The sequence below is a fragment of the Flammeovirga sp. SubArs3 genome (genome assembly GCF_947387565.1).
Taxonomy (GTDB): Bacteria; Bacteroidota; Bacteroidia; order Cytophagales; family Flammeovirgaceae; genus Flammeovirga; species Flammeovirga agarivorans.
In genome coordinates, this window is the sequence record NZ_CANDOA010000003.1 from 24,794 (window position 1) to 39,612 (window position 14,819).

Below are 14,819 nucleotides of genomic sequence, written 5' to 3' on the forward strand. Positions count from 1 at the left end.
TGAAGAAGTGTATATTAAAGATTGATATTATTCTACTTCAATTTCAAACTATGGACTTCTCTCAGATTAATTTTTTAGCTGTATTAGTAGCAGCAGTTGCTTCTTTTATTTTAGGAGCAATTTGGTATTCAGCCATTTTTGGAAAAGCTTGGCAAAAAGAATTAGGCTTTACTGATGAATATTTACAGGAAGCAAATATGGCTGTCATTTTTGGGACTAGCTTTGTTCTCATGCTAATTATGTCTTTTGGCATATCCATGCTAATCAGTCATGCAGGGGCAACTATCGACGTTACACAAGGAGCAATGCATGGCTTTCTAATTGGAATTATGTTCGTTGGAATGTCAATGGGTATTAACTATTTATATCAACGAAGAAGTATAAAATTATGGTTAATAGATGCAGGGTATCAGATTACCTTCCTCACCATACAAGGTGCGATTATAGGCGCTTGGCACTAAAAAAAGGCTAACTTCAAAAAAGAAGTTAGCCTTTTTAATAAAACAGCATATATAATAATTATTGGTATAGGCTATTTGCACTAGAAGTATACATTCTATCAAGTAATGAATACCTCACCTGCATTAAACCGTTATTTACTTTTACTAGAAAATCATCCCAAGCAAGGTTCACTTCAGCTAGATAAGCATCAGCTTCCTCTTTTGTATTTGGTTGATGATTAAATTTGTAATGAGCAGATTTCAAAATTTCATCAACATTGAATTTTTGATTGAAATACTCTCTGACCATCACTTCATTTTCTACGCTTCCCGAGTTTTCATTGAATACTCTTTCCACAACATTTTTTGCGATTTCATTGTTGGGGAAGTTCATGTAAGCCATAATGTCTCCGAGAGAAATAGGCATTTTGGTTGCTTCAGGTACTACTGATAGACAGCCAAGGTGGATTTCGTTCTTTAGAATTAAATGCTTCATGGTTTTACTATTTAGTGATGTATATGGTTAATGATTTAAACGTAATACAATTTGAATAGATTCATTTATTTTGTTAAAATTCTAATAATTCTGTTCTTTTGTCACGATTTTCCATTTTCAACAAAGATTTTTACCATGAAACTAGAAAGAATTCAAATTTTCCCTATCAAATCCTTAGATCCAGTAGTTTTGGATGAAGTTAAAATCACTGATGGCTTAACATTAGAAAATGATAGAAGGTGGGCAATTCATCGAAAAAGTGATGGTAGAACAGTCAATGGAAAAAAATATCCAGCTGTACATCAATTAAGGTCTGAGTTTGACTTGGATAATAAAACAGTTGCCCTTGGTATTGGTGATGCTTCAAAAGAAAACTTTCTATTAGAAGGAGATTATACACAGTTAAATGCATTTTTATCTGAATATTTTAAGGAGGAAGTTCATGTTTTAGAAAACACTTCAACTGGTTTCCCTGACCACAATGGAGGAAATGTTGGAGCGAGTCTCGTATCAAACCAAACTTTCCAATTAGTAGGTGAGTGGTTTGATTTAGACCCTGAAGAAGTAAATAGGAGAATGCGTATGAACTTTATTATAAACAGTGAATATGCTTTCCAAGAGGATGAACTGATGGGAGTTGATAAGCAACACCCCAAACCTTTCTTTATTAATAATGTACAGCTTAATGGCTATAAACCCTGTGAAAGATGTCCAGTACCTACAAGAGACTCTTATACAGGAGAAGTAATTAAAGGCTTCCAGAAGAAATTTTTGCAAAATAGATTAGCGACACAACCTGATCTATTAAGTAATCAAATATATGCTCATGCTTATATGTGTGGAATAGTACTTAATATCCCTTCAGCATCGGCAGGGAAAGTAATTTCATCTCAATTTGAATTAACAGTTTAAGGGATCAGAATTATTTTTCCCTTCATCACTATTATTTTGATGATTATTGGATCAATAAGTGATATTTTAACATTTTTATAAACACTTGAAAACTAAATAAATAATTGCCAGTCTTTAATGTTGTTATAAAAAAGTGGTGTAATTAAGTGTAAAAAATGATATTTAAGTCAATGAAAATCATCATTGTATATTAAAATATTCTCTTATTTTTACTATATAAAATTTACTGTTTTACAAATAAGATATTATTATGAAAGTCGCTATTTTTGGTACGAAATCATACGATAAAGAATTTTTTAAGCTAGAAGGAGTTAGCACTAATCACGAGTTAGTATTTTTTGAATCTAGATTAAGAGTTAAAACTGCTCCATTAGCCAAAGGGTTTGATGCTGTTTGTGTTTTTGTGAATGACGTAGTTGATGCAGAAACTATTAAAATTATTGCTGATTTTGGTGTAAAAGTTATTGCTCTTCGTTGTGCAGGTTTTAACAATGTAGATTTAGAAGAAGCAGAAAAGCATGGTATTGTAATCCTAAGAGTACCTGCTTATTCACCATATGCAGTTGCTGAGCACACTTTAGCATTAATTCTTACTTTAAATAGAAAGACACATAAAGCATACAACAGAGTAAGAGAGGGTAACTTCTCATTAGACCGTTTAACTGGCTTCGATATTCATGGAAAAACTGTAGGTATTATTGGTACCGGTAAAATTGGGCAGATTTTCGCAAATATCATGACAGGTTTAGGTTGTAAGGTGGTAGGCTTCGATTTATATCCTAACAAAGAATTAGAAAAGAATGGAACACTTAAATATGTTTCATTAAATGAGTTACTTGATCAATCGGATATTATTTCATTACACTGTCCATTAACTCCTCAAACACACCATATCATTAATGATCACACGATTTGGAGAATGAAGAAAGGAGCGATGTTGATCAATACTTCAAGAGGTAGATTAATTGATACAGAAGCAGCAATTAGAGCATTATCAAAAGGTCATTTAGGTTACCTTGGCATTGATGTTTATGAGCAAGAGGAAAAACTATTCTTCAGAGACTTGTCAGAGACATTAATCAGAGATGAGAAAATGATGAATCTTATGGCATTCCCTAATGTATTGGTAACAGGTCACCAAGCTTTCTTTACAGATACAGCGTTAACTCAAATTGCAAGAGTAACATTAGGTAACTTAACTGCCTATGAAAATGGAGAAGAATTAGTAAACAGAGTGGGCACAGAAGCTATTAAAGCATAGTTCATTCTAAATATAGAAAAAAGGGTCGCTTCAAATATTATGAAGCGACCCTTTTGTTATTTATCTGCACATAGCTGATCATAAACGTAAACATGCTCTGCAAAATCTTTCCATTGAAATTTTTCGCCAGCATAATATTTATTGAAGACTTCAGGACATTTATCAAATATCACTTTCTGGGCTTCTTTTTTATACTTTTTCTTTTCCATTAAGACCGCTCTATTAGATCCTGTATCACAAACCAAATATGATTTATCAATACCGCCAGTTACTTTAACTCCAGCAACTCCAATACCTCCTGTTTGTTTTGCATTGGGATCTTTGTAAATCTTCACAACATGATCAAAACCTGGGTTTAGTAATTGCATAAGAGCAAATTTATTTTTCTTCCCAGGTAGTATAGCTTGTTCATAATACACATGGCTTTGGTCGACTACATCAGCAAAATCTCTACCTGCTAATTCTTTGATTGAGCCAGCAGTCATAGATTGCTCAAACTTAAATAGATCTTTTGGAACGACAGCAAACTGTTTAATATCTTCCGCCTTGAATTTCATCTTTTCTCCATCACTTGTTTTCATCGTTACCGTTTTTAAGATATTATTTGTCAGGGATGCAGAAGTTACTTTACCCTCTATTTTAGTACCATCATTTTTTATGACATAGGCAGACTTTGCGGAGACCATTCCTGATACAGAAAGGGCAGGAACAAAGGATTGCCCAAAGGAAAATTGAGAGAAAAGGAGAAGGATTATAGATAATAATTTTTTCATAATGTTGTAAATCAATGGATTGTAAAGGTTTTGTTTCAATATATTGATATCATGGAAAAAATTATTCTATAATAAATGAAAATCATTAAACAATTCTCCAAATTCATCGTATCTTAATATTATCGAAAACTATTTAGAGGATTATGAAAAGAAAACAGGCAACTACATTAGTAACAGCAATCGCGGCAGGTGCAGCATTAACTACTGGTATTGTAATTAAGACCAGAGAATACATGAAGAAAAAGCGCCTAGACGAGAGCGATTATCTTTACCCATACATTGACTATATCAAAGAAAAAATTAAGTCGGGTAAAGAAACAATTATTATTACTCCCGAAGATTCTCCTTTTAAGTTTATCACTTTAACGGTCAAAGATGCTGGGAAAAAGAAATTGATTATTGCAGACTACGAAGGTATTGCGTTAGGTAGAGGTAGAAAAGACTTATTGAAATTCAAAAACAATAAGTTGAAGTTTATCAAGCCTATCAACGAGTATGCTATGTAGTAAAAAATAGTATATTAGAAAAGCCATCACAATTTAGTTTGTGATGGCTTTTTTATTAGAAAATAAGACCAACATTAAAACTCATAAATTGAAAGTTAAATGGTGGCTTATCTCCAAATACATGGTGATATTCTATATTAGCGAATACATTTACCTTATCAAATATTTTTGTAATGACGCCAACTTCAGGAGAAATACCAAAATTCCATTCTTCTAAAGTAGCAGTCTGTCTATTATCTTGAGTCTGTCTGAGGAGAGAGAAGTATAAATCTCTAGTCATATAGTAAGAGACTCCACTGATCCCAATATATGGTTCGAAAAACTTTCCTTTTCTAAAATGATAATTGATACCGAATGTAGTAGGCACAATTCTTAAGTTTTTCACATCACTACTAATGATGCCAGAATCTATCTCTCTATTAAAATCTGAACGAGCAGACATTTGAAATCCAGCACTGATACTTGCAGAGAAATTGGATTTCTTGATAAAAGTTCTCCATTCAATATTAACCCCATTGAGGTCAAGTACTTGTTCATCACCAACAGCTTTTGTATTGGTATAGCTTACCATAAAATTACTTTGTGCTTGTAATAGCGTATTTATGGTGAAGAAAAGAAAAAGTGAAATGATATATTTAATACCTTGATTGATCATTTATAGTTATAGTGAATAGGTTGTAGGATTTATATTTAGTTGTCACAAAGATAAGTAGAGAAATTCAATAAATTTAACTTAAATAAGATTTTATTGTATTAAATGGTTTTAAAAGTCGTTTTTTGAATGAAAACTGAACTATTTTGAACAAACACAAAACCTATTTTGACCATTTCCATAAGATATTGATACAAAATTGTTTCTGAAAATCTATTTGTTGTATGTTATAATTCATTTTAACAAATAATAAGGATGCAGATGAGTATGATAATTTTCAATAAGTAAATTTGTAAGAATACCGAAGCATTTAATATTAATTGTGAACAACAACCAACTTTTTCTTGAGATGAGAAGAATTTTGACTACTTTATTTTGCATCATCTTTTATGCACTACCAGGATTTGGACAAAATATATCCGGTATTGTGTTAGATGCAGAATCAAACGAACTACTGCCTTTTGTAAATATCGCATGGGTAAAAGGAGATAGCATATATGCAGTGACTACTACCGATTTTGATGGTAAATTCTCGATGTCTGCAAAAGGCTACGATGAATATACTTTAAGATTTGTCTTTACAGGCTATAAGCCTTACCAAAGGATAATATCTGTTACTGATGAATTGGACATTTCATTGGGTAAAGTTTTATTAGAATCGAATATTACGGAACTAGAAGGGGTTACCGTAACCGCCGAACGAGAAAACGTAAACATGACAACCAACGGCATGAGTTTTAATGTTGATGATGACGGTGGAACAGATATGGAGGATATCATTTCAGGTATGCCTTCTGTAACGATTGATGAAAATGGCGAAGTAACATCAAATGGCGAAACCGTCGTTATTCTAGTCAATGGTGAAGAATCGGATTTGGAGAATCCATTGGAGGAGATCCCCATGCAAATGATCGATAGGGTGGAATTGCTAAATAATCCACCAGCTGAATATACTTCTGCTAGTTCTGCTATCAATATTATTTTGAAAGAAAACGTAAAGTTGGGTAACCATGCAAGAGTACAAATTCAAGGTGGTATGCCAGAACAATACAAAGGTAATGTTAATGTATCGAGGTCTAATGATCGTTGGGCAACAACACTAAACCTAAGCTACCAGAACATAGAAACACCAACTTCAAGAGAAAGTAGTCGTTTAAATTACGATAAAAATTATAGAGAAGCGGTTCGAGATGATGTAACAAAGCAAACGAACTATAATGTCAATTGGATTACTTCTTATGCTCTTTCTGCAAATGATAAGCTGAAATTACTTCTTACTTGGCAGCAAAGAGAACATGAATTACAAGGAGATGAAGTAGAATATTTAGAAAATACAGACGTAGATAATCTTAACCCTAGGATCAACTACAGGTCTATTTATAATGATAGAACTACTCATAAGCTGCAAGCCCAGCTAAATTATGATAAGCACTTTATGCAGGAAGGTAGAAAACTTCTTTTTAGAGCAAGGTGGTCTATGGATTCTTTCGATCAATACAATAGTAATGGAACGAATACTTACAATGTAGATAAGGATTTGTGGAGCTATAATGATACGAGAATTACCGAAAGAGAAAGACCTGCACAAAACTACTTTGCATCTTTAAAATATATCCACCCTTTTAATGAAAGAAGTACTTTAACAACAGGTTTTAGAAACTATACCAAAGTTCAAAAAACGAATGAAAAGTATTACAATATCACATCAGAAGGCGATCAGGAAGAGAGAGGTAGAGGTTCTCAGAATACCGACTACCTAAATCAGAAGTTCTCAGGGTATGCTTCTTGGAATTATAAGTTTTACAATGATGTATCTTTCAATGTAGGAGCGGTTGTTGAAAATTCCATCGTTACTTCAGAAGTGGCAGCACCTGATACACTTTTTGATACGAATAATTCATTTTTAGTGATCAATCCAAATGCAAGTTTGAATAAGAAGTTCAATGAGAACTGGATGGGAAATATCTCTTACTCATTTAGAATGAACACCCCTTCTGAATACAAGATGAACCCTCTGGTAAATGATAATAACCCGTTATTTATTAGTTTTGGTAACCCTAATTTAGGATTGGAGAAGTTTCAGAAGTTGTCATTGAATGTTACCAATCAGCAAGATAAGGTGTCGACGAGGTTAGGGCTGTTTTATCGAAATATTATGGATGGGGTTGAAAGGGTTTATCAGACAAAAGGGGATACTATTATTTCCACCTTTGATAATGTCGTTGATAAGCATACCATTGGAACAAGTATGTATATACATTGGCACGTTGCAAAAAATCAATCCATCATTCTTTCCGGAAACCTATACCAAGACATTTATAACCAAAGAGTAGATGAAAGATTACCGTTGTCGGCTTGGGTTTACAATGCAAAAATGACTTATAAAGCTAAGTTCTTTACACATTATCGATTTAGAATTGTAGGGTATTATGTTTCTCAGAAAATTGAGTACAATGGTAATTTAGTACCGGCCAGTGGTGTTGATGTCAATGTATCCCGATATGTTGCAAAACGAAAAGGTAAAATATGGGTAAGTGCACAAGATATTTTTCAAACTAGAAGATATTATCGAGAGACCTATTCACCTCAATTTGAGAGTGAGTATGATTTAGATTTACCGTCTCAGGTGAGGTTAGGTTTTAGTTGGTCTTTCTATTCGATATAAAAAAGAAAGTCATCCTATTCGATTCAGATAGGATGACTTTTTTATTTATGCCAATTGTTGTTGAGGACTACTCACTAAAGAAGCTTTTATATTTTTCTTTAATGATCCTTCAGTTATAAATTGGTCAATAATGTCACTCACATCAGTATGAAGACTTTCACTTTTAGATGTGTTGATGATCACTTCAGAATTTTCTGGTAGCTCATCTAGTATTTTTTTGATTTTAGCCTTATTTAAAAAGGATACTTGTTGTGATAGTTCAATATTAATCGGTCCTTGATCGGTAGTATTAGCTTGAAAAGCTACGGCCACTGGCTTTTGTATTGAATTATAGACAATTTCAATTACCGAGACAATTAAGCCCAAAGCGATACCTTCTAATAAATCGGTAAATACTACACCGACTACAGTTATAATAAAAGGTAGGAAAGTAGTCCAGCCTTTTGAATACATCATTTTGAAGTTTTCAGGCTTTGCTAATTTATAACCTACTTGAAGCAAAATCGCAGCTAAACAAGCTAATGGAATAAAATCTAATATTTCTGGGATCGCCAGAACACAGATAAATAGTAAAATACCATGCGAAATTGCCGATAACTTAGATGTTCCTCCTGAGTTGACATTCACAGATGATCTCACAATTACTTGTGTAATTGGTAATCCTCCAATCATACCAGAAATGATATTACCTGTTCCTTGTGCAATTAACTCTCGATTAGTTGGTGTATTTCTCTTCTGTGGATCTAACTTATCTGCCGCTTCTACCGATAGCAAAGTTTCTAAAGAAGCAACAATAGCCATGGTAAATGCAATTGTATATACTTTCGGATTAGATACTGCAGAAAAATCAGGGAAGTGGAACGTAGCGACAAATTCATCCCAATTATGAATCACTGGAATCTGAACAAGTTGGTCAGTCATTAATCCCCATTCTTGGTTACCTTGAGTAAGCAGGTAATACCCAATACCAAAACCAACTACAATTAATGGAGCAGGAATCTGAGCAACAATTTTGTTTCTTTTCATAAAGGGTTTGTCCCAAATAATAAGAATAAACAAAGAAGCTGCACAAACAAGGATAGCACCAAATGTAATGTTTGATAAGGATAAGGTCAGTTCATGTTCTGGACCGACATACCCTAAAGCATTAGGAACTTGTTGTATTAGGATGTTTACCCCAATACCAGTGAGCATACCCTTAATGACAGATGTAGGGAAGTAGTATCCAATTACCCCTGCTTTTAAAAAGCCAAGTACAATCTGAATAGCACCTGCTAATACAACAGTACATAAGAAGGCCTCGAACGAATGAAGGTCATCAATGGCATGGAAAACAATAACCGCAAGACCAGCGGCAGGGCCACTTACACCAATTGCAGACCCACTAAAGGATGCGACAACAACACCACCAACTATTCCAGAGATGATACCCGATAATAATGGAGCCCCAGATGCTAGAGCAATTCCAAGACATAGTGGTAGGGCGACTAGAAACACCACTATACTTGCAGGAAAGTCTTTGTTGATGTTACTAAATAAAGTATTGGTTTTCATTGTAGTAGTTAATAATAGACAAATAATTAAATAAGTAAATTGTATGTAATTCACTACAAATAAAGAGTCTATTATTAACCATCACAATGACCTTTTTTCTATTTTTAGTCTCTTAACTTAATAAGTTTAATATTAAACATAAATTATTATTTTATTGAATAATATCTGAAATTATTAATGTTATGATTCTTTTGTGTTTTTAATGTTTGATATGAAATTAAATTCTAGCCTGGTATTTATACAATTCATGGTAGCGCCCTTCTTTATCGATAAGTTCTTGGTGCGTACCTTTTTCAATAATTTCTCCTTGATTCATAACAAGGATCTGATCTGCCTTTTGAATAGTACTTAGTCTATGTGCAATAACGATGGTAGTTCTACCTTTCATTAGAACATTAAGGGATTTTTGAATTAGAGCTTCGCTTTCAGTATCAAGGCTAGAAGTTGCTTCATCTAGAATAATGATTTTTGGATCAGCAATAATGGCTCTGGCGATAGCAATTCTTTGACGTTGCCCTCCAGATAGTTTTACACCTCTTTCTCCTATAACGGTTTGCAAGCCTTCTTCAAATCGATCCGTAAATTCGTCTACATAAGCCGCTTTTACAGCTTTTAATAGTGAATCATTGGTGGCGTCAGGGTTGGAGAATTTGATGTTTTCTTCAATAGTTCCTTCAAATAGGAAATCATCTTGTAAAACAACACCTAAGTGCTTTCTGAAACTAGGTAGGTGTACTTTTCTTAAATCTTGTCCATCTAATGTAATAGAACCAGAAGTAGGGTTAAGGAATGTAGCAATTAAGCTTGCAATGGTTGTTTTACCAGAACCCGATGAACCCACCAAGGCAGTAATAGATCCAGCATTAGCTTTAAATGAAATATTGTGAAGAACATTTTTATTGTCTTCATAAGCAAATTCAATATTATTAAGTTCAATATCTCCTTTAATTTGGTCGCTAACTTCTTCTGTCCTTAAAGGGTCATCCGTTTCACTTGCCTCATTCATTATTTCCTCTGTTCTATCTAGACCAGCAAATGCTTCTGTTAATTGGCTTCCGATGTTACTCATCTGAACGATAGGGGCAATCATAAAACCTAAGTATAAAGTGAAGGCTAGGAAATCACCAATGGTTAACTCTCCCTGCATAATTTTATATCCACCAATACCCATAATACCTGTTGACGCTATACCCAGTAAAAAGGTAGACGAACTTGTCATAATTGCCGTACTTGTCAGACTTTTCTTAACGTTTTTAAATAGCTTATCTACACCTTCTTCAAAGATCCTATTTTCTTCTTCTTCAGCATTAAAACCCTTAATTATCCTGACACCATTTAAAGACTCCGTGAGTCTACCTGTTACTTCCGCCTTTATCTTGCCGCGTTTTCTGAAAATCGGTCGTATAAATTGAAAGGCTTTCATCGAAATCATCCCAAAAATGGAAACAGGAACGAGAACAAATACAGTCATGGACCAACTGATTTTTATTAGTAATACCAAAGAAATAATAGCTGTAATCGTTCCTCCTATAAGTTGTACCAATCCTGTTCCGACTAAGTTACGGACACCTTCAACATCACTCATTATTCTAGAAACCAAAACTCCAGATTTAGTATTATCAAAATAACTAATTGGCAAAGAGATGACATGACGTTGTACATTTGCTCTTAAATGGGCAATTAGTCGTTGTGCTTCAACCGAAAGAAGTCGGGTAAGTAAAAAACCTGTGGATGCTTGGAAAAATATGGCAAGGACAACCACCATGACTAACTTTTTGAGCATTTCATAATCTTGATTGGTAATCACATCATCCATTAAATATTTACTTGCTCCCGGTAGAACAAGCCCGCACAAACGGTTAATTATAATTAGAAGTAGTCCTATTAATAGCAACTTTCTTCTTGGCCATACTATTTCTTTAAAGACTTTACTGATTGAAACCTTCTTTTTAGACATGTTGGTTGGGAATTGAAATTTGATTGTAAAATCCGACAGTGTTAATTAAAGCTACCAATTTTATTTCAATAATTTGATACTTTCCGGTAATGAAAAAAACTTCTTTTTCGACTAATCTTAGATTAATTTTTTACAGAATATAGTGAGAACTAGACTAACATAGATTTTTTATAAAAAATAGGAAAAAAATAAGCCTGTTCTTTTTGAACAGGCTTCACAGTAATTGTGTAATCATAGTTAGTATTTGGGTATATTAATGTCTTTAATAATGGGTCTATAAACTTTTGGTTCATTATAAAAGTACAAAAAATTGTAAATGCATGTATCTGTTTACATTGATATTCTTTATTCAATTCAGTGTTTTCATCTAATACTGCAATTTATTGTATGAAATAATAGAAATCACCTATTTTAAATGGTGTTTTTGTTAGAAATAGAATACATTATTCTATCACCTTGTAGGGTGTGTCTATTGTCATGTGCAATTAAGAAGTGTAAGGTGTCACCATATTTTAGTCTGATCACTCTACTTATACTTATAGGTATTCTTGGTTTATTTATATTTTTATCAAAAGAGTGCCCTAAAATCTCAAGTAGTTGTGTACATTGTTCTTTTCTAACACTAAGTACTACTCGATCTAGAGTTGTTCCAATTGGATTTTTATCTGAAGGGGCTGACATTTTATTGGAGATACTTCCGCCTTTTGGTTGCATCATATTGGCAAAATAATTTCCAAGCCATCCTCCTTTATAAATATCTTTTGTTTTTTGAGGTGATGTATTCATCGCTTTCTTTAAATATGGGATATAATAATCTCCATATCTATTTAGATGTTCCATACATTCAAGAATACTCCAACTTTTTTCATCGTATTTAGTATTCAGTTCCTCATCAGATAACTCCATGTACTCATTGACAGAAGTTAGGTTGTCTTCAACGTTTTCAATTAGTTGTTGTAAAAATTGTTCTTGGTTGACTTTCATAGTATTGAGATTTAGTGTTACCCAAAATTCAATAGAATATCGACAAAGAATCTTGATTGAGATCAAGATTTTAGAATTCTACTTAAAGTTTCAGGAGACATGCGTAGGTAGGTAGCTATATATTTTAACGGGACCTCTTGGAAAAGTTGAGGGCTGCGTTCCATGACTCTTCGTATTCTTTCTTTAGGGGAATTGATTAGTAAATCTATTTCTCTCTCACTTTGTTGGCGAATAAGATCAACAAGAAGGTATTGTAATCCTTTTTGAAATTCAGGATGCGTCTCAATAATTTGATCAAAGTCTTTCTTTTTAATCACTTTTGCTCTACAAGTTCGAATTGCTTCAATACTTAGGTTAGTAGGAGTATCGTAAAAGAAAGCAGGAATTGCAGCGATAATAGAATTTTTATATCCCAAACGGATAATATATTCTTCTTTATCATGAAATATCACTTGAACTGCACCTTCTATTATCACAAAGACTTCATTTGCAATAGAATTTACTTCTTGTAATAGTTCACCTCTTTTAAAAACTTTCTCTTTAGAAGGGAGCAGATCTGATGTAATGATTTTTTCTAAAAGTTGAGCTTCTTTCATAAGTGAAAGTCTTGTTATACTAAAAAAACGTTTAATTTCGCGATAAGAAAAACGAATCTACACTTTTAAAATTAGCATCTATAAAGTATATCTCAAGAATATATTTATAGTTACTGCGGTTTTTTGTTATCTAACTTATACATCATGTTAAAAAACATAGTACTGACATTCATACTTTTATATTCTACTAGTAATGCATTCTCACAAACGGACTTAGCTTTTGAAGGGTTAATTAATTCTGAATTAGAAGTAAGAGTACGTTTTAGTATTGGTGATGATAATAAAGCAGAAGGTTTTTGCATTTATAAATCCACTAATGAAAAAGTGAAATTAGTTGGAGAAAAAGGAAGTGATGGTAAGATCAAACTAGTACAGCCTAATGGTGAAAGGTTTGAAGGTAAAGTGATTGCCCAATACATGTTTAAAGGAGAGTACTTCAATAAGGAAAATGTAGACCTTGGTATGTTCTTATTATCAAAGTTAGATGAGTCAGCGGAAAGTGATACAGATTTATTATCTGAACCTGTGGAAGAGAATAGTAAAAAGTCAACGCTTTCTGATGAAGAGATTGATCAGGTATTAAATAGCTATATTAAAGAATTTACTACTTGTTATGCCAAAAGTATTGATCCTCTGAAATGTCGACAAACTACAGCAAAAGCTATTACAGAAATTTATAATATCGATGATTTCAAAGATCCCTATGTAGGAGGTTCTTTTCTGACGATGACAGAAGCTTATGATAAAATCTCTGCGGATAGCCAATGGAAAATGATTGGTGAAGCCAATGCTACCACTTTGTCAGAGGCTCAAGAATTGGCAAACAAAGGAGAAGTAGTAGTCATAGCTTACCCGTTTAAGGGTTTTATTCAATTAGCCATGATTAGAAGAGGGGAAACTAAAATGTCTTCAAAATGGGGAATGGAGGTTCCAAATGTTGGTATCTTTTTTTATAATGATCCTGAAAAGTCTTCGGCTAGCAAACCTTTGAATTTTATCTGGAGAAGCCCAGAGAATATAGAAATTTGGGTGAAGAAATAGTTTTTTGTCATACTGAACATATTTGATAATTAAGTTGTTGATATTGTATCTCTTAATGGTTATATTCCTATACAATATAAATTAACTTTATCGTCATATGTATTCTAAGAAAGTGAAATTCTACAGACGTCTATTAGAAGCTGTTGAATTAAGTGCAAGAACACCCCAAAGAAAAGAGAAAATCAAGCAGCGTATACAATACATTATGCGCCTAAAACCATTTGATGAGATCTCAAAAGGAGTAGTGTTTGAAACCAAAAGTTCAATATTTGTAGTAGGTACGCAATTACCTGATATGAAAATTAAAGGTAAAAGGGTTGTTGGCCTAACTACAGATTCACCATTGTATAGAATCTTTAAAGGAAAGAAAGATGGTGACCGAGTGTGGTATGGAAATGAAATGGAACAAATTTCTATTTTCTGATAGCGTATTAAATTCATTCTGATTTATATTATACACGCACTTTATCAAAAAATCTTTTTTGCCTTATTGTTACAACTCATTTTTTCCTAAATTTGCATTGATGGAAAAATTGAAGTTATACATATCATTTATGGTTTTGTTGTCCTACTCTTTGGGAGTAGTACATACCTTTATTGGCCATAATCATGATAGCAGCGATGAGGCAAATTTTTGCCATACCCCATCAATTAATGTAGACGAATGTGGTATTGAGAAAAATGCCCATTTCGAACATAAAGGACACTGCGATCCTAATCTGTATGACTTCCTGTCTTGTATTCTTGGGCAAATTCAACATGCTGAATCTGTAAATTTACTTGAGGAAAGTAGAGAAGAAGTTCTACTAAAAGTACCCAAGGAGATCAGAGAAGTAACAGCTTTTTTGATGGTGGTTTTACAACCTATTTATGTTGAACAGAAGGTGAATTCTGTAAGCATAAACCACATCCTAACATCACTCATACCCCATTTTGTATTTGGAAAACGAGGCCCGCCCTCACTTCTTTAACCCATGGACAA

The 14,819-nt window shown here is 33.2% G+C and carries 15 protein-coding genes; 8 read left to right on the plus strand and 7 right to left on the minus strand.

Annotated elements, in window-relative coordinates; translation table 11 throughout:
- Window positions 1-50: 50 nt before the first annotated feature.
- A complete protein-coding gene (locus tag QL232_RS09275; RefSeq protein WP_168882879.1) occupies window positions 51-461 on the plus strand; it encodes a DUF1761 domain-containing protein in 411 nt (136 codons plus the stop codon).
- Between the two features lie 58 nt (window positions 462-519).
- Here QL232_RS09275 and QL232_RS09280 read toward each other — a convergent pair whose 3' ends face one another.
- A complete protein-coding gene (locus QL232_RS09280) occupies window positions 520-936 on the minus strand; it encodes a hypothetical protein (protein WP_168882880.1) in 417 nt (138 codons plus the stop codon).
- 135 nt (window positions 937-1,071) lie between these two features.
- On the opposite strand from QL232_RS09280, the gene QL232_RS09285 reads away from it, so the two are divergent.
- Window positions 1,072-1,848 carry an MOSC N-terminal beta barrel domain-containing protein gene (locus QL232_RS09285; protein ID WP_281613916.1) on the plus strand — a complete coding sequence of 259 codons (777 nt, stop codon included), beginning with the start codon at window positions 1,072-1,074 and terminating at the stop codon, window positions 1,846-1,848.
- Window positions 1,849-2,098: 250 nt separating this feature from the next.
- Window positions 2,099-3,109 carry a 2-hydroxyacid dehydrogenase gene (locus tag QL232_RS09290; protein WP_168882882.1) on the plus strand — a complete coding sequence of 337 codons (1,011 nt, stop codon included), beginning with the start codon at window positions 2,099-2,101 and terminating at the stop codon, window positions 3,107-3,109.
- 56 nt (window positions 3,110-3,165) lie between these two features.
- Here the strand turns inward: QL232_RS09290 and QL232_RS09295 are convergent, their stop codons facing one another.
- Entirely contained in the window at window positions 3,166-3,882 is a 717-nt protein-coding gene (locus QL232_RS09295; protein ID WP_281613917.1) for a hypothetical protein, read from the minus strand.
- A 143-nt stretch (window positions 3,883-4,025) separates the two neighbouring features.
- Between QL232_RS09295 and QL232_RS09300 the strand changes: the two genes are divergently transcribed.
- Window positions 4,026-4,388 (plus strand): hypothetical protein, encoded by a 363-nt coding sequence (locus tag QL232_RS09300; RefSeq protein ID WP_168882884.1) that lies wholly within the window; start codon window positions 4,026-4,028, stop codon window positions 4,386-4,388.
- A gap of 55 nt (window positions 4,389-4,443) precedes the next feature.
- Here the strand turns inward: QL232_RS09300 and QL232_RS09305 are convergent, their stop codons facing one another.
- Complete coding sequence (locus QL232_RS09305) at window positions 4,444-5,043, minus strand: hypothetical protein (protein WP_281613918.1); 600 nt, start codon at window positions 5,041-5,043, stop codon at window positions 4,444-4,446.
- A gap of 346 nt (window positions 5,044-5,389) precedes the next feature.
- Between QL232_RS09305 and QL232_RS09310 the strand changes: the two genes are divergently transcribed.
- Entirely contained in the window at window positions 5,390-7,705 is a 2,316-nt protein-coding gene (locus QL232_RS09310; protein WP_281613919.1) for an outer membrane beta-barrel family protein, read from the plus strand.
- A 45-nt stretch (window positions 7,706-7,750) separates the two neighbouring features.
- Here the strand turns inward: QL232_RS09310 and QL232_RS09315 are convergent, their stop codons facing one another.
- The 4 genes from QL232_RS09315 to QL232_RS09330 form a co-directional block, all read right to left on the minus strand.
- Window positions 7,751-9,259 carry a SulP family inorganic anion transporter gene (locus tag QL232_RS09315; RefSeq protein WP_281613920.1) on the minus strand — a complete coding sequence of 503 codons (1,509 nt, stop codon included), beginning with the start codon at window positions 9,257-9,259 and terminating at the stop codon, window positions 7,751-7,753.
- Window positions 9,260-9,476: 217 nt separating this feature from the next.
- A complete protein-coding gene (locus QL232_RS09320; RefSeq protein ID WP_281613921.1) occupies window positions 9,477-11,216 on the minus strand; it encodes an ABC transporter ATP-binding protein in 1,740 nt (579 codons plus the stop codon).
- A 411-nt stretch (window positions 11,217-11,627) separates the two neighbouring features.
- Window positions 11,628-12,200: a DinB family protein gene (locus QL232_RS09325; RefSeq protein ID WP_281613922.1), complete on the minus strand. Its 573-nt coding sequence runs from the start codon at window positions 12,198-12,200 to the stop codon at window positions 11,628-11,630.
- 62 nt (window positions 12,201-12,262) lie between these two features.
- On the minus strand, window positions 12,263-12,796 hold the full coding sequence (locus QL232_RS09330) for a Crp/Fnr family transcriptional regulator (protein ID WP_281613923.1): 534 nt from the start codon (window positions 12,794-12,796) through the stop codon (window positions 12,263-12,265).
- Window positions 12,797-12,940: 144 nt separating this feature from the next.
- Between QL232_RS09330 and QL232_RS09335 the strand changes: the two genes are divergently transcribed.
- The 3 genes from QL232_RS09335 to QL232_RS09345 all read left to right on the plus strand — a co-directional run bounded on the left by QL232_RS09335 (window position 12,941) and on the right by QL232_RS09345 (window position 14,808).
- Window positions 12,941-13,837 carry a hypothetical protein gene (locus QL232_RS09335; RefSeq protein WP_281613924.1) on the plus strand — a complete coding sequence of 299 codons (897 nt, stop codon included), beginning with the start codon at window positions 12,941-12,943 and terminating at the stop codon, window positions 13,835-13,837.
- Window positions 13,838-13,934: 97 nt separating this feature from the next.
- Window positions 13,935-14,261, plus strand: coding sequence for a hypothetical protein (locus QL232_RS09340; RefSeq protein ID WP_168882892.1), 327 nt, complete (start codon window positions 13,935-13,937; stop codon window positions 14,259-14,261).
- 100 nt (window positions 14,262-14,361) lie between these two features.
- A complete protein-coding gene (locus QL232_RS09345) occupies window positions 14,362-14,808 on the plus strand; it encodes a hypothetical protein (protein ID WP_168882893.1) in 447 nt (148 codons plus the stop codon).
- Window positions 14,809-14,819 lie beyond the last annotated feature (11 nt).

Coding starts and splice junctions, on each gene's coding strand:
- QL232_RS09330 (WP_281613923.1), bottom strand. CDS start 12,796: ATGAAAGAAGCTCAACTTTTAGAAAAAATCATTACATCAGATCTGCTC.
- QL232_RS09285 (WP_281613916.1), top strand. CDS start 1,072: ATGAAACTAGAAAGAATTCAAATTTTCCCTATCAAATCCTTAGATCCA.
- QL232_RS09335 (WP_281613924.1), top strand. CDS start 12,941: ATGTTAAAAAACATAGTACTGACATTCATACTTTTATATTCTACTAGT.
- QL232_RS09310 (WP_281613919.1), top strand. CDS start 5,390: ATGAGAAGAATTTTGACTACTTTATTTTGCATCATCTTTTATGCACTA.
- QL232_RS09305 (WP_281613918.1), bottom strand. CDS start 5,043: ATGATCAATCAAGGTATTAAATATATCATTTCACTTTTTCTTTTCTTC.
- QL232_RS09290 (WP_168882882.1), top strand. CDS start 2,099: ATGAAAGTCGCTATTTTTGGTACGAAATCATACGATAAAGAATTTTTT.
- QL232_RS09325 (WP_281613922.1), bottom strand. CDS start 12,200: ATGAAAGTCAACCAAGAACAATTTTTACAACAACTAATTGAAAACGTT.
- QL232_RS09300 (WP_168882884.1), top strand. CDS start 4,026: ATGAAAAGAAAACAGGCAACTACATTAGTAACAGCAATCGCGGCAGGT.
- QL232_RS09320 (WP_281613921.1), bottom strand. CDS start 11,216: ATGTCTAAAAAGAAGGTTTCAATCAGTAAAGTCTTTAAAGAAATAGTA.
- QL232_RS09295 (WP_281613917.1), bottom strand. CDS start 3,882: ATGAAAAAATTATTATCTATAATCCTTCTCCTTTTCTCTCAATTTTCC.
- QL232_RS09345 (WP_168882893.1), top strand. CDS start 14,362: ATGGAAAAATTGAAGTTATACATATCATTTATGGTTTTGTTGTCCTAC.
- QL232_RS09280 (WP_168882880.1), bottom strand. CDS start 936: ATGAAGCATTTAATTCTAAAGAACGAAATCCACCTTGGCTGTCTATCA.
- QL232_RS09315 (WP_281613920.1), bottom strand. CDS start 9,259: ATGAAAACCAATACTTTATTTAGTAACATCAACAAAGACTTTCCTGCA.
- QL232_RS09340 (WP_168882892.1), top strand. CDS start 13,935: ATGTATTCTAAGAAAGTGAAATTCTACAGACGTCTATTAGAAGCTGTT.
- QL232_RS09275 (WP_168882879.1), top strand. CDS start 51: ATGGACTTCTCTCAGATTAATTTTTTAGCTGTATTAGTAGCAGCAGTT.